Below are 14,621 nucleotides of genomic sequence, written 5' to 3'. Positions count from 1 at the left end.
CCCTTCTTTCTTTTTGAGATGATTCACTGCCCTATATGTTCTCTTCGGTTGCGATTCATCCATCCCAAAGCAAAATCAACCATCTCTCTTTGGGGTATCAAATAACTCACAGCTTTCCCTACCATTCCTTCGGTAACAGCCTTAGTCTGGATCTTAAACTCATTAAAAATCAATTCAAAATCATTCGATTCATTGTTAATATCATCGTATGTAGTCCATTGTTCGATTCCATCCACCAGCATTTTTACTCCCCAGACTTTTGGCTTAACAAATGTATTCTGCTGTTTATACTCGGCCAGGTGCAAGGAAGTGTTACTATTTGTTGGCGCACCAAGTAACAGAATGTATCCACTCAAATCATAGATTTTTCCTAACGGAGATTTCTGCAGCAAAAGACATGTGCGGATGTGAGCTTCGAAACACACCATCTTGCCTCCGAAACACCTCAGGAATGATGCCCATATACGAGGTTGGTGTTAAGTCAGGATAATAAATAGGCATATTGTCTTTGATGAACTCAATTTCCTCTGAAGACAGGTTCGCGTCATGCTCTGAAGGTTCACAAAGATGTTCTGTTTGAGTGGGCATGACAATGGTTCCATTGGTTCCGACGGCTTCTTCCAGAGCTAAAATAACACTTACCGGGCCGCCTATAACCTTACCTATTGCTTTGAAGGAGGAATGAACGATTATCGTCATGCCCTTCTTAACACCTAATCGTCTTAAATCATTAATCAGAGTACTTTTTGTAATTCCACCTGTTATCATATGAACTTTTCATCCCACACTTTATTGATAATTCCCCGTCTAACATTCCATTCTTTTCGCATTTTTCGTTTTACGGCAGCCCGCTCTTCTATGGCCAATTCCAAAAAGCGCATATCATCTTGGATCATCATTATTCACCTCTCTAATAAGTACTGCATAAGCGCTTCTCTCGTCATTGGATGTAGAATAACATCTTCCGAGTTCATCATGCGTTCTGCCAAATTGGAATCTTTGACTCTGCGGCCCCATTTTCTCGAAAAAGACCTCCAGTCACATACCATTTCTATAAAATATTTTTTTGGCATAGGCAGAGCTTCTTTTGTAGTTCTGTTTACAATCCAGTACTCCCAATGATGTTTATTATGATTCTGGTGATGTAACCATGCGTTCTTCCATCTTAGTTCTGTATCTTCATCTTTACGACCCGCATAAAACTTGATTGCATAAGGAATAAATTCTTGAGGACAAAACTTGGATAAATCATGAAGCAACCCCTGTGCATATAAACCTTCATGCCAGCACTCGATTAAAACATTCAATTTATGTTCAGTTACATATAAAAAGTACCTCCAATATGCAGAAAGCAATGTCATCCCCCTAACCTACTATGTTCGTACCCTACAGCTTCCTGGCATGATTGAACCGGTGTATCCCAAAACTCTTGAAATCTGAGTTTACTACAGCCTCCCTTAAAGGATATAAATTCCCGTGTGATTAAAAAACAACTCATTGTTCTCATCACTGGTCTCTATTGTTCTCCTCAATACAATTCGAGGACAATCATTCTCTTCAATTCATACAGTGAACCTTTATTCACTTTTAAACAGCGTATTGATAATCATCTCGGCACATTCCTCAGGTGTATGCACACTCGTATCCACCGAGTAACTATACTGAATGTCGGAAGCCATGATTTGATGCTGCTCATCCGATTGCTCTTCTCTGCGATCACCACGCTCAATGTTACGCTGACGACAGATGTCGAGGGGGCAATATAACTCAACGATATCCAGTTGATAACCTTCAAAAATCTGTTTGACTTGTTCATAATGCGGCGCGAGCTCTGGTCTTTCAACCAGTATGCCATCGATCAGAACATGCTTGCCATGGTCTGAGAATACTTTTGCCGTATGATACATCATTACAATCGTCTCACTCAGATACTTCCAGTAATCCGTCTGAAGATGTTTATCACCGATCGTATTTTCAAAAAGATCATTAGCGACAACATAGAAAAACGGATCATCGTATGATTGCATCGCCTCTACAATTGAAGTTTTACCAGAGCTGGTTACACCGTTCAAAAATATAATTTTGCCTTTTTCCATGAAAGTCATCTTCCTTTGCTTAAGTATAATTTTATAAACCTAATACAGCTTGTATTACGTGTGTTTCATTGATTTTTTGAGCAGCATGATCTGGCCAATATGATAGGCATTATGAATACATAGATTCGATACAACTCCCCACCAGGGCGCGTTGAAATAGGAAGGAATTTCACGGGTCAATTTATGTTCTTCGCTATCTTCGAGTGCCTTGTTCCAATCACTAAAAACGGTTTTCAGTCTATGTAGTGTCTTGCGCCACTCCACATCGTTCAGGTTAGACGGATCTATGTCAAATGTATCCTCATTATTCACTGAATGCAGCCCGTCGACCTGTTCGGCAACATATCTCTCAAGCCACCTCTCATTCCAGAAAATAAGATGATTGACGATCGCCCAAATGGAATGCTCTCCCTCATTCTTTACATAAGCGGCTTCCGCAGAATTGAGGTCTGTCAACATATCATGAAGCGGAGTAAACCAGCTCTTGTCATGATAACAGGCATTTAATTGGTCTATGAGAATAGCTTTGTAACTCATCGTTGCACCTCACTCAAAATAAAATAAAATTTATCAGTTCATTGAATTCGCAATCTTCATCACAAAATCTTCTGACATGTTTCTACCAATGATCTCGTATTGAAGTGCCTTCCCATGCACATCCTCTTCGATCCATATCAATTGGGAAGTTTCGTTATTGACAATAAAAAATGCTTGGACGCCACGTATGGCTACTTGCTTAACCGTAGTACCATCATGATCAGGCAACGTGATTCGGCTCTTTGTTGTTCCAAAAATATTAAGTTTATAACCACCGTATTCTTGATACGTGATGCTGATGCCCACAACCCTCTTATTTGGCTTCAAATCTCGTATCACTACATTTCTGCCTGTCCTGTTACTTTCTTCAATCATTTCATCGATTTCTTGCGGAGTTAGATTATCAAATCCATAAAATACATGAATGGCATCGATATCAGAATCAATCGGAAATTTCGGCTGCCATGGAGAATAAAGTTTCTCCAATTGTTCCAAACCCTCTCTCCATGGAATGGCTGCATAATTGGTCTGTTGCGTGAATTGGTTCTCCGTAGCATCTGCGGTATAAATCGCCTTCCCCTCACCAGGCTTTAAGTCAATGACGATCCGGTCAATCGCACTATCGTTGCGTAAGGATTCAATTTGAATTTTTCCAAGCACATCTCCGCTTTTGTTTTTGATATCCATTGGTCTTTCACTCCTTTCCTTTCAAAAATACCTTTCTGATCTTCATGCTATAAAAAGCTGAGACCTACAGAAGATAAAACGATCATGAGGACTCCAAATATGCAAATCGTCGGCAAGATATCCTCGTAACCATAACTTATCGTTTATTCTTCTGAGATAAAAACCTTTTGGAAAATCATTATCCTCCGTAAGGGCTGCAGATGCTATGGTAATGGAGCCGGACGGAGCTTTGTTACCCTCTGAAATATGGGTAGAACATATCTCCGGCTGATCCAAATATTGCAGTCTTAGATAAGGTCCTAACTCAACCGGACAACATTCCAATCCAAGTTCATTTGCTCTTCGAAATAACTGGAGAGTCGTAGCACCATCCGAAAATCCAAGTTGTCTGACGGTCAACTCAACCGTTTGCAAGCTTTGCTTTCTACTGGAAAGTATAAATCTTTCATCATTTAACAACTGTTCTCCATATTTATTCAATAAGATAGAGTATCGGTCCAGTTTCTGAATAAGCTGGGACTTTGTTAAGCCGCCAACGTCTACTATTCTTATTTCAACTGAACAGTCAGGATATATTTTCTCGTCTTCAACCAACACCTGCATCCCCCTAAACCCTCGGTAAATGATAGCAACTGACCAAAGTTCCTCATTAAAAATTCAATTCACAATCATGGTGTTCCCACACATCAAATATATTGCCGTCCAGATCTTCTAACACAAAAAACTTCCCATAGTGTCCCTCATCACTAATATCCCCTACTTTCACATTCTCTGATGTTAAATAGTTATGTAAAGAACCAATGTCATCGGTGAAAAATGTAATGACCCATCTCTTTTTCTGATGTACTTCAAATGTCGCTCGTGTTTCATGATCGCTTTGGATCAAGTCCAAAATTGGTCGATTCCCCCGAAATAAACTCAAATATCCTTCGCGTTGGTGGCGAATGTTAAATCCAAAATGTTTTACAAACCAGGCGGCTGACACATCAAGATCTCTCACTGGTATCACGTTGTAGGCAATACCCAAAATCCTTCCATTCCCCATATGTTACCTCCATACTTGAGACATGTATAAGACCCTACCACCTCTGTGAAGATATACAAGATTTTATCTGAGCAATATGATGCTGCCCGTGCCATACAAATCTTTGAATCGCCATATCCAATGAAATTGTACCTAATACTTCTGTTCGGAGTGTTCGTCTAAACTGATCAGGATGTAAACCATACAGTAGAGCGAGAAATCGCTTGTGTAGTATCTCCATCAGCAAAATTGATTCTTCGATGGGCGTATTCCAGTAATCATGTAATGATACCCATAAATCCTCTCGATACGAGCTTGCCATCGGTTCCTCTTCAGTTAATGCTCTCTTGAACCTGATATAAGCGTTCATGTCATTGTCCGCAAGGTGGTGCACAATCTGTGTGATTGTCCAACCGCCTTCACGATAAGGAGTACAGAGTTGATCATCAATGAGATGTTGTGTAATATCTTTTAAGGTCTTCGTAATTCCGGGAATTCGATCTATGATGTGAATTCGGTCCTCATTAGAGAATTTAAGACTTGGCTCAAAGTGTCCGATCGGAAAACGTATATTCTCATCCAAAGTTGACCACCTCTCCATTTCTCTACTATAGAACCAAATCATATCCAATATAACCCACAATGTTCCATTTGCGAAGTGTAAAAGCGAAAAAAGAAGCAACCTTTGTTCCCGGTCTGCTCCTTATATTAAACTACTCTCATATCTGTATTTTGATTAGAAACTAGCGCAATTAAACCTGAGTTACGAAGGTACAATAATATAAGGAAGCGCCCTATCTTGGGTAGAATGGTGTTTGTCTAGAACATCACCAAGAGAGGAGCGACTCCAATCTATCCAGATCTCGTCTTCGGGCCGAGGGAGCAAACCCAATGCGTCAATTTGTCTTTATCTAATGAGAAACCTTATTCTGAAAATTCAATCAAAAAAGGATGGCTTTGCTCATCTAATGCATTCTGAATTCTTTCATAGAAATTCCCCCATGTAATCATTTGTTGAGCTTCTTCTAAAGTAAAGTAGCCCACCTCTTCACTTTCATCACTGGTAGTTAAAGCTCCACCAATCGGTTTTCCAGTAAATATATTGTTGCATACGCCGCGCGTTATGTTCTGATACAAACCACAAAATTTAATTAATTCGATGTCAATTCCTGTTTCCTCTTTCACTTCTCGTACTGCTGCCTGGCTAATAGTCTCTCCTTCTTCAACACAACCTTGAGGCATTTCCCAGCCTCTTCGACCTTTCATGAGTAAAATCTCATTATGTTCATTGAGAACGATTACACTAGCAGAAACGATAAATTTCATTCTAATTCCTCCTATGTTGGTTTATATATCCACTCTTTTTCTAATTGCTATAGCTAAATCCCTAGAAGTGAAAAGTGTTGTTATCTGATGATCCCAACTTCTTTGATAAACTCACAAAATGCTATACCATATCTGAAATAAACATGGCTTTAGTTCCTTCTTCTGGCTTAAATCCAAATAATCCATAGAACTTTTCTGCACTATCATAGGATATAAGCACTTTTGTTTTGATATTAGAATATCGACTAAGCATTTTTTCCATCATTTTCTTTCCAATTCCTAATGATTGATATTCTTTGTGTACTAACATGTAATGAAAATATACTGTCATCACGCCGTCAGACAATGCATTTATTAAGCCAACTAATTTAGTATCATCCCATGCTGTAATAACCGTATGTGAGTTGTTTATTGCTTGTCTCAGATCTTCTGGGAAATCTCCTGATTTCCAGTCCACCGAGTGAAACAGTTCTTGAATTGCTTGTGTATCAATGTCTTTTACTTCTTTGAAAATGATTGTCATTATATTGCTCCTATGCTTGTTGTTTGGATTGGGAGTATTGGACAACGTTTCTATATTCAAGACCCCGAAGGGGATGTTTGCTGAAACTCTTCTCAAAATCCATCCGCAGCCCCAGGCTCCCAAGGAGCAATATTTGAATATTATGTTATAGGATGGAATCGCTTCTCGAATTGACCTTCACGATTTATTTTTTTACAATTAAATGTATCGCATAGCTTGAATAAGGTTTCCAGCTTTGTTGTTTCCCTAAGGGTTGTCTGCTGCAATACTCCTCGAAATTTTTCTAGCAGACCAAGGCTCCGTTAGAGCCGCTACTTGAATATTATGTTATACGAAGCACTTCGCATCATCGAACTGCATTCAAAATCTCAATGACTAAAATAGCTTCATCTTTATACCCTTCAAGATCATTTAGTTTAATCCATTCAAGTTCATGATCTCTAAATTGATAGAATCTAATGACGACATCTTCTCCTTCAATTGTAGAACTTAAAATCAAAATAAATTCATTTTTAGGGTAGTTTAACTTTAAACTCTCTTTCCAATTCGAAATAAGTTTTATTCCAGTCCTTAAATCCTTTATATGGTAATGATTAATTGAAGCTTCTAAATGCGTTCGATCTTGATAAAGGGTTTCTTCAATAGAATCTATCTCTTTTAAACCTGAAGCATCAATGATGATGCAATTGTCCCATTCACGAAAAGTAGGGTTAAATAAATTCGAATTAATAGATTCAATTGATTGAGCAAGCTCATTCAATAAATTTCTCATCGCCTTGTTTGTTTTCATATTTCCCTGCTTTCGAACTGTTTCGTATAACGTTCCTGTATTCATGAATATTCATGAACCCCGAGGGAATTGTTTGCCTGATACGACTTCCTCGAAATACCTCTGGCAGACCAAGGGGCGGTTGCCCCGCGGCTTGATACCATCATTCATTTTTAACTATCGTTCCGTTAGTTAACCCCGCTGACTGATTAGGAAATACAAACACTTTACGAGGCTAGTCATCTAACCGTCTGGTAACAGAGACCAATGGCTCCCGACTTGAAAGTTTTATTTTCGATAAGCTTAAGATTGGTCTTCTCTTGGAGTCCTTGAAACAATGGCAGGCCGCTGCCGATCAGGACCGGAGAAACCGTGATTTTGTACTCATCGATTAGATCAAGACCCATCACGTGGCGCGCAAACCTGGGACTGCCGAGGATAACTATATCCTTGCCTGGCTGCTGTTTGAGGTTCTTAATCTCTTCCTCGACATCTTCTTTCACCAGTCTGGAATTGTTCCATTCGACTTTCTCCAACTTTGTGGAAAATACGATTTTGGCTGTCTTTTCGATCCACTCGGCATGATTCCGTTCATACTGCGAAGCTGATGGGTCTGAAGACACAGATGGCCAGTAACTATGCATCATCTGATAAGTTCCACGTCCCCAAAGGACTGTGTCAGCAGTACTCAAAACTTCTTGCGCGTGTTTCTCCAAATCAGCATCGTAGGAAACCCAGCCAATGTCCATTTCACCGTTCGGTCCTTCTACAAACCCATCAAGTGAAGCGTGCAGAAATAAAACGAGTTTTCTCATTTTCAGATCTCCTTTGTTAATATGATGTAATGTATTGACTACAAGATACCATGTAAAGGTTTGGTATGTTTCTTATAGAATTGCTAATCTACACTGCAGTAATTTAAACAGGTTTTTGTTTTTTTATTCTTGCAAATGATTTCTTATAACGTTCCTGTATTCACGAACCCCAATGGGGTTGACTGCTGAAATCCCTCTTCGAAATCCATCCGCAGACCAAGGCTCCGAAGGAGCCGCTGCCTGAATATTATGTTATACGACGAGATCGCCTCTCAGAGTGACCAATATCGTCAAAATGTTGTTAGCCAGAGGAAGTTCTTGAAGCAGCCATTATTTTTAAGGCATTCTCAAAATAGTGATATACTTCATCTGCATTTTCCAGAAACTCTTCAACAGATACATCGCTATCCAAGTAACAAGCATACAGATACTCAACTAAAGCGCCGTCAATCGAGCAATAGTTTACTATGGCATCCTTCATCTTAATGATTTCATCTTCCCATACCCCTGTATCTTCTAAAACCAAAGAGTATAATGCACGGATTAATCTCTTAGAGTAACCTTTAATATATCTAGTTTTCATTGAGTTATCACTAACATTAGAAAGTGAACGATGTACACGATCTACTTCCTCCTTGGTCTCTGTATTTAAGTCTAAAATAAATTCTGGAGAAATCATGATCGGTGCTACTTTTTCACCAATGTCCTCCCCATGTATGCAAACACAGATGATCTTAACCCAAAAACCCCACTCATTCGGTCTACTTAATACATCATCAATCGAGCAAATAATCGTATCCATCTTAGTGACGAATGGATATTCTTCCAAAAGCCTGTCTTTGATCATTGACAATCTTTCGTAATCAATATCTTCGGGATTTGCACATACAATGGTAAAGTCTGCATCTGACTTAAAAGGTTTAGCTGTTCCTTTTGGTATCGAGCCACACATATAAATGCTATGAATCTTATCTTTGAATTCGTTAAGGATATGATCCACATACTTATCAACCAAATCCTTATATTCACTTTGTATTGCAATTCTATTTATAACTTTTTCTAATATCATATAGACTCCTCCTAAAAGAGAACTTCTTTCGGCTAACGTTGTTGTATTCCTGACGTTCAAGCAGCTTACCGTAGGGAACGGGCCAATAGACTTCGCTGATTGAATGTGTCGCCTTAATCAACTTCTCCGATATCCTTCTTGGCGACCGAGGAGCAAGTGCGACGGTGTATGAATTTACTGTGAGATAAAATAACCTAGAGTTACCCACAAAATCTTTCTAGACTTACAGCAACACCGTTTTCATCATTATTAACGGTTATTTCATCAGCGATTTCCTTCAATTCCCTAATCGCATTTCCCATAGCAATAGAATATCCCGCCATCTTAAAGAGGCCTACATCATTATGATCATCACCAAATACAATAACGGAATCCAATTTTACATTATATAATTCACAGAGTTTAGTAATTGCCATTTCCTTAGATGCCAGAAGAGGCATGATTTGTACTAATTTATTATTATCCGTAATTAGTATATTCACTCTACCCTCGAATTTTTCAAACAATCCAGAATTGTGATTATTGCCATTCAGAAGTATCTTCGTAGCATCATATTGCTTTAATTCTTTTAAGGGTTTTACTATGGGGTTTGATTGTGTGTTCATTGAGCTAATATAATCAAGCTCTCTTAAACTAAACCACTCATCCTTCACTTCCATAGTCAGCTCAATTTGAGGGTCACACTTCAAACAGTAATCAAGAATTTCTGTAGTTACATTAGCAGGGATTGATTCATTAATTTCTATCTTGGTTTCCTTACATATCACTTGAGCTCCGTTGTAATATACAAAAGCCCCGATATCTACTAATCCTTGTGGAAGCAACCAATTAACCGCCCTGGGCGGTCGAGCTGTTGCAAATATTATTCTCATCCCTTTCTGATAACAAGATAAGACCGCATCTACGTTTCTCTTAGATACTTCTTTTTTTGAATTTAATAATGTTCCGTCCAAGTCAAGAACTACAGTTGAATACTTCAATGAATCAACTCCCAATATAGACTTCTTCGTTATTTTATCTACCGTTGTTGTATTCACGAACCCGAGAGACTAAGTCGAAGACTTAGCCTCGCAGGAGTTGTCTGCTGGATACTACTTCCTCGAAATCCCACTGGCAGACCAAGTGGCGTAGCCCCGCACCGTGAATACGGTGTTGGCAAGATTTCAGGGGCTTCTTCGAGCTACTTTCAATGAATTTACGACATTCAATGTGTTTGGTTTATTAAGATTGAGATATATTCTTCATCTTTAAGCCTCGTCACCTTACAGTTCTCATTGGATTCAAACTCTACTATTCTCTCTTCAATTGTTTTATTAGTACTATCTTTAAATATGTCCTCTCGATCATAGTGAGGAAAAATAAGCTTGTCAGTTACACCTAATGCCTTAAAATCCGTCAAATCTATTATGTTCATCTGTGGAGTAAAGAAATCGACAATGTTAATATTCGGGCCCAGTAATAACGTTCCTGCACTTACACCAACTATAATTACATTCTGTGCAGCCAGTGTTTTAATAACTTCATCAGCACCACTTTTCTTCGCGTAATACAATAATGTAAATGGATTTCCACCATTGATATATATAACATCTCTATGTAAGAGAATTTGCGGGTCATCAAATTCAATATCTACAAAATTGATATGTTGAAATCCCATGTCCTTAAACTCTTGCATTGCTCTTTGTGCATATCTATTAGTTTCTTTTCTAGGGGATGCTGTTGTAATAATTGAGACTTTTAATTGAGAAATATCTCCATCAATAAAATCCAGAAATTGATTTTTAATATCTTCAGTATAAAAACCACAAGAGGTTAGTAACAAGCTACTCATTGAAATCACCGTCCTTAACTAATAGTTTATCTAATCTTTATAATTTAATTAAGCATTCCCCTGATTTATGCTAACGTTCCTTTATTCATGAACCCCAAAGGGGTTGTCTGGCGAAATTACCTCATCGGAATCCTTCCAGCAGACCAAGGCTCCAACGGAGCCGCAGCTTGAATATTTTGTTATGTGAAGTTCCCTCTTCTCGAAAAAAATATCCATTTCTTTACAATCGATTTTCTAAGTCATTTATTGTATTTAACCAGGTCGGATATTCTTCTGATTCTTCCCATAGCTCTTTTAGTTCTGAATCTTTCTTAATTTTCTTAACTGCTCGTTTAGCTTTTGAAATAAGTTTTTTTCCTTTTCCTTTATGTTTATCGATCCAGTCATATAGATCCTCTGTATTACTTTGATTATTCAAAATTTCTTTCCCAGGATTACCTTGTAATGCTACAAGGATCTCAATTGCTCCTAAAGCATTGGAAGCTAAATCTGACTCAATATAATCTTCTTCTAATACTTCTTCAATCGTCTCTTCAATTAATTCGATGTCATCAGAATCAAGTAAATCTGCCTTCCAATCTAATACATCATCGTTCTCGAAAATTCCAGTTCCCCATGCTCCCATCAATTAACCTCCAAAAAGTGTCATTATGCTTTAAAGCTCTTAGGGACATAACGTTCCTGTATTCATCAACCCCAAAAGGGGGTCTGCCGAAATTCCTCTCCGAAATCCTTGCAGACCAAGGCTCCGTGAAGAGCCGCTGCTTGAATATGATGTTATATGATGTCAGCGTCTTATTCGAAAATACTTACACAAATATTCCACTTCCCATGATGTTAAATATATTTTTTCAATTCAAGTAAATCATCAATAATATAATCCGCTTGTTTAAGCTCCCATTCTTGGGCAAAGTCAAATCGACAACCGAAAACCTTCAATCCATTGTTTTTTGCTGCTTTGATATCAGAGATCCTGTCGCCAACTACAGCAGCATTGTTGATGTGATATTTCATAAGGATATATCTAACTAAGTCATCCTTATTCTGAGTCTCTATTTGTTGGATGCTAAAGGTTTCTGTCACCCAATTATTTAACTTGTAACAGTTAACGATAGCATTGAGGTATTCGATTAGTCCATTACTTGCAATAAAAATTAAGCAGCCTTCCTGTTTTAAAAAATCAAAAACTTCTTTGACATGCGGATAAAGCGCACCGTTGCCATAATTAATATTTGCAATTAACTTCTCCAAGAAGATTTCGTCTACAACTCGTCTGATTTCGTTTGAATGGTTCGGTAATAACGTTTCCCAAACTACTGGTAGAGGAACTCCCATAATTTCACGATATTTTTGAATTGGAGTTTCACTCGACCATTCATTACGAGACCTCAAGATAGAAAACGTTTCTTCTAACGATAACTCTAAGATTTTGTTTGTTTGAAATAGTGTACCATCCATATCGAAAATAACCGCTTCCAGCATGATTCCACTCCTATTCAGTGTTTGAATAATTTATTTTGTATTTTTATACGCTGATTTCCTATAACGTTACTGTATCCACGATGCCCCACCGACTTAAACCACGTTCGGGGCGAACGCGATGGGGTTAGTCGGTGTGGATGTGTCCGCCTGATTCCACTTCCCTGCCAATTCCCTTCGGGCTGACCGAGGGAGCGTCAGGACCTAAAGTATGGATATAATGTTATCTGACGTAAACCTCTACTGTGAATTAGCTATAATTTCTTTGTTAAGTTAAACTCATGACGGCATTCATAGTAGTAACTTTTGAGTTTATATCCCCCAGCTTTAAATACAGGCTTATGTTGATACCACACTATAATTAGCGTTCCTTCAAAAAGGATTCTACGAAGGATATATATTATTCTGTTAAAGAAGACGTTTCTATTTTGAGCAAATTTATGAAGTGTTTCGGATTGAAACTGAACATGTTTCTCCTCATCACTTAAAATCTGATTACATAAATCTATTAATACTTCTGACTTTGTAGATTTTTGCAAGGCTTTATAGTACAACTTAGCAATGATCTCAGCAGTTAATAGAACAATGACTGATTGTTCTAGACTCGCATATCGACGTAATCTTCTAAATACATTGTCCACCCAATGTCTACGAAGGAGTGGGATTCCCTGTACCTTCATAAATCTGCCTAGATCTCTAGCGTGCCTCTGTTCTTCTTTAATGAATTCTATAAGCGCTTCATAGTAATCCTGATCTTGTGTCTGATGTACATATTCTTGCGCACGTTTAATTAGATGTTTACCTTCAGAGTTTTCTCCTAATTGAAACTGTTGAATTGACTTAATGATTATTTCTCTTTCATTAGTTGTTAATTTATAGTTGTCATCCCAATGAATATATTTGAGGTTTTGATTATTTCTTCGATAATATTGCACCCATTTCGAGAAAGTGATATTCATTATTTGCTCCTAAAATGTAATAGGTCTATTTCAGCTAACATCATATCTACTAATTCGTAAATACCTCTCTTTTCAATCCACACCATAACTAAATATAATATAACCCATATTAATCCATCTGCGAAGTCACGAACATACTTAAAAAAGCAGCCCCAGTGTGAACTGCTCCATTCGTTAGAAAAGACTAACATGTAGGATGCAGTTTAACATTTAGGCTGCTCTTTCCTCACTCAATAAAAGAAAAATTACGGTTAACCTTTAGTGATCAACCTTTGCTTCCTTTCACCTAAAACATTTACTTCGCTCCGCTACTCCACACCACGCGCTCGCTCATCGCTTTATGCTGTGCAATCAGACAGAGTTCTGCCGCTTTGAATGCATGTTCCTGTGTCATGGCTGTCTCGGTGCGATCCAGACAATCGCGAATCAGTTGACCAAAGAACGGATAACCGACCTTGCCCTTCACGCTGTAGCGAAACTCGCCTTCATGGTTTACCAGATAGACCTGATCTCCTTCCGGTTCTCTCGCTACATCGATATACTTCCGCAGCTCGATATAACCGTCCGTTCCCAGAATAACTGTACGCCCATCGCCCCATGTGCCCAGACCATCCGGTGTGAACCAGTCCACTCGGAAGTAACCGGAAGCACCGTTATCCCCAATCAGCGAAGCTTCGCCGAAGTCTTCCAATTCCGGGAACTGTGGGTGATTGAAGTTATGCACCCGGCTGAACCCTACCTCCGCGTCCGTACATGATGCAAACGTCAGAAATTGTTCGATCTGGTGACTCCCGATATCACAGAGAATGCCGCCATACTGCTCATGCTTGAAGAACCAGTCGGGTCTTCCTCCGGCGTTCAGGCGATGCGGGCCTGTACCCATAACTTGCACTACTTTGCCGATTGCCCCTTGTTCAATGAGCTGTCCTGCGTAGATCGCACTTTCTACATGCAGTCGTTCACTATAATACACCATGTACTTCTTGCCTGTTCGCTTCACTTCTTCTCGTGCAAGCTTTAATTGCTCCAGCGTGGTAAATGGGGCTTTGTCTGTAAAATAATCCTTGCCTGCGGCCAGAACTCTCATGCCAAGCGGCGCACGATCTGAAGTGATCGCTGCACTTGCCACCAATAACACCTCATCATCTGCAAGCACTTCTGCCTCAGATCCAGCGACTTGAGCCTGTGGAAACTGCTTCCTGAATGCCTCTACCTTCTTCGGGTCCGGATCGTATACCCACTTGAGGGTAGCCCCTGCCTCCAACAATCCCCCAACCATGCCGTAGATGTGCCCATGATCCAGCGCAACTGCAGCAATAGTGAACTCACCCGGACCACATACGACCTCTTTTGTGACACTTTTCGGTGCATAGAACATTCCGTCTTTAGCCATGTCATCCCATCCTTATTATAAAATTTTGATTACAATGAACTCGCCTATATAAGCTGAACTAAAGATTATCTACACTGATACTACGATGACAGAATTACCTTCCAATCGCTGTT

General features: G+C 39.0%; 18 protein-coding genes and 1 pseudogene. All 19 read right to left on the bottom strand.

Annotated elements, in window-relative coordinates; all coding sequences use genetic code 11:
* Nucleotides 1-23: 23 nt before the first annotated feature.
* The 19 genes and pseudogenes from J2X75_RS04425 to J2X75_RS04335 all read right to left on the bottom strand — a co-directional run bounded on the left by J2X75_RS04425 (nucleotide 24) and on the right by J2X75_RS04335 (nucleotide 14,508).
* Nucleotides 24-699: pseudogene (locus J2X75_RS04425) on the bottom strand (AAC(3) family N-acetyltransferase).
* Nucleotides 700-902: 203 nt separating this feature from the next.
* Nucleotides 903-1,355 carry a DUF5662 family protein gene (locus J2X75_RS04420; RefSeq protein ID WP_310334516.1) on the bottom strand — a complete coding sequence of 151 codons (453 nt, stop codon included), beginning with the start codon at nucleotides 1,353-1,355 and terminating at the stop codon, nucleotides 903-905.
* A 222-nt stretch (nucleotides 1,356-1,577) separates the two neighbouring features.
* Nucleotides 1,578-2,096, bottom strand: a complete 519-nt coding sequence (locus tag J2X75_RS04415) for a phosphotransferase-like protein (RefSeq protein ID WP_310334515.1) — start codon at nucleotides 2,094-2,096, stop codon at nucleotides 1,578-1,580.
* 54 nt (nucleotides 2,097-2,150) lie between these two features.
* Nucleotides 2,151-2,633 carry a DinB family protein gene (locus J2X75_RS04410; RefSeq protein WP_310334513.1) on the bottom strand — a complete coding sequence of 161 codons (483 nt, stop codon included), beginning with the start codon at nucleotides 2,631-2,633 and terminating at the stop codon, nucleotides 2,151-2,153.
* 33 nt (nucleotides 2,634-2,666) lie between these two features.
* Nucleotides 2,667-3,320: a DUF4367 domain-containing protein gene (locus J2X75_RS04405; protein WP_310334511.1), complete on the bottom strand. Its 654-nt coding sequence runs from the start codon at nucleotides 3,318-3,320 to the stop codon at nucleotides 2,667-2,669.
* A gap of 42 nt (nucleotides 3,321-3,362) precedes the next feature.
* Nucleotides 3,363-3,923, bottom strand: coding sequence for a helicase (locus tag J2X75_RS04400; protein ID WP_310334510.1), 561 nt, complete (start codon nucleotides 3,921-3,923; stop codon nucleotides 3,363-3,365).
* Between the two features lie 46 nt (nucleotides 3,924-3,969).
* Nucleotides 3,970-4,365, bottom strand: a complete 396-nt coding sequence (locus J2X75_RS04395) for a VOC family protein (RefSeq protein ID WP_310334509.1) — start codon at nucleotides 4,363-4,365, stop codon at nucleotides 3,970-3,972.
* 34 nt (nucleotides 4,366-4,399) lie between these two features.
* Nucleotides 4,400-4,945: a YfiT family bacillithiol transferase gene (locus J2X75_RS04390; RefSeq protein ID WP_310336643.1), complete on the bottom strand. Its 546-nt coding sequence runs from the start codon at nucleotides 4,943-4,945 to the stop codon at nucleotides 4,400-4,402.
* Between the two features lie 323 nt (nucleotides 4,946-5,268).
* On the bottom strand, nucleotides 5,269-5,670 hold the full coding sequence (locus J2X75_RS04385) for an NUDIX hydrolase (RefSeq protein WP_310334508.1): 402 nt from the start codon (nucleotides 5,668-5,670) through the stop codon (nucleotides 5,269-5,271).
* A 121-nt stretch (nucleotides 5,671-5,791) separates the two neighbouring features.
* A complete protein-coding gene (locus J2X75_RS04380) occupies nucleotides 5,792-6,193 on the bottom strand; it encodes a GNAT family N-acetyltransferase (protein WP_310334506.1) in 402 nt (133 codons plus the stop codon).
* Nucleotides 6,194-6,539: 346 nt separating this feature from the next.
* A complete protein-coding gene (locus tag J2X75_RS04375; protein WP_310334503.1) occupies nucleotides 6,540-7,028 on the bottom strand; it encodes a hypothetical protein in 489 nt (162 codons plus the stop codon).
* Between the two features lie 173 nt (nucleotides 7,029-7,201).
* Nucleotides 7,202-7,777, bottom strand: coding sequence for a dihydrofolate reductase family protein (locus J2X75_RS04370; RefSeq protein ID WP_310334502.1), 576 nt, complete (start codon nucleotides 7,775-7,777; stop codon nucleotides 7,202-7,204).
* Between the two features lie 301 nt (nucleotides 7,778-8,078).
* Nucleotides 8,079-8,846, bottom strand: coding sequence for a nucleotidyltransferase domain-containing protein (locus tag J2X75_RS04365; protein WP_310334501.1), 768 nt, complete (start codon nucleotides 8,844-8,846; stop codon nucleotides 8,079-8,081).
* Nucleotides 8,847-9,046: 200 nt separating this feature from the next.
* Complete coding sequence (locus J2X75_RS04360; protein ID WP_310334500.1) at nucleotides 9,047-9,826, bottom strand: Cof-type HAD-IIB family hydrolase; 780 nt, start codon at nucleotides 9,824-9,826, stop codon at nucleotides 9,047-9,049.
* 224 nt (nucleotides 9,827-10,050) lie between these two features.
* Nucleotides 10,051-10,677, bottom strand: a complete 627-nt coding sequence (locus J2X75_RS04355) for a Type 1 glutamine amidotransferase-like domain-containing protein (protein WP_310334499.1) — start codon at nucleotides 10,675-10,677, stop codon at nucleotides 10,051-10,053.
* Nucleotides 10,678-10,897: 220 nt separating this feature from the next.
* Entirely contained in the window at nucleotides 10,898-11,302 is a 405-nt protein-coding gene (locus J2X75_RS04350) for a DUF4259 domain-containing protein (RefSeq protein ID WP_310334498.1), read from the bottom strand.
* 212 nt (nucleotides 11,303-11,514) lie between these two features.
* Nucleotides 11,515-12,159 carry an HAD hydrolase-like protein gene (locus J2X75_RS04345; protein ID WP_310334497.1) on the bottom strand — a complete coding sequence of 215 codons (645 nt, stop codon included), beginning with the start codon at nucleotides 12,157-12,159 and terminating at the stop codon, nucleotides 11,515-11,517.
* Nucleotides 12,160-12,410: 251 nt separating this feature from the next.
* A complete protein-coding gene (locus J2X75_RS04340) occupies nucleotides 12,411-13,115 on the bottom strand; it encodes a ferritin-like domain-containing protein (protein WP_310334496.1) in 705 nt (234 codons plus the stop codon).
* Between the two features lie 295 nt (nucleotides 13,116-13,410).
* On the bottom strand, nucleotides 13,411-14,508 hold the full coding sequence (locus J2X75_RS04335) for a Gfo/Idh/MocA family protein (protein ID WP_310334494.1): 1,098 nt from the start codon (nucleotides 14,506-14,508) through the stop codon (nucleotides 13,411-13,413).
* Nucleotides 14,509-14,621 lie beyond the last annotated feature (113 nt).

It is taken from the genome of Paenibacillus sp. 2003 (assembly GCF_031455635.1).
GTDB classification, from domain to species: Bacteria; Bacillota; Bacilli; order Paenibacillales; family Paenibacillaceae; genus Paenibacillus; species Paenibacillus amylolyticus_B.
The sequence above is the reverse complement of the archived record's forward strand: the minus strand, read 5'-3'. Positions and strand labels throughout refer to the sequence as shown.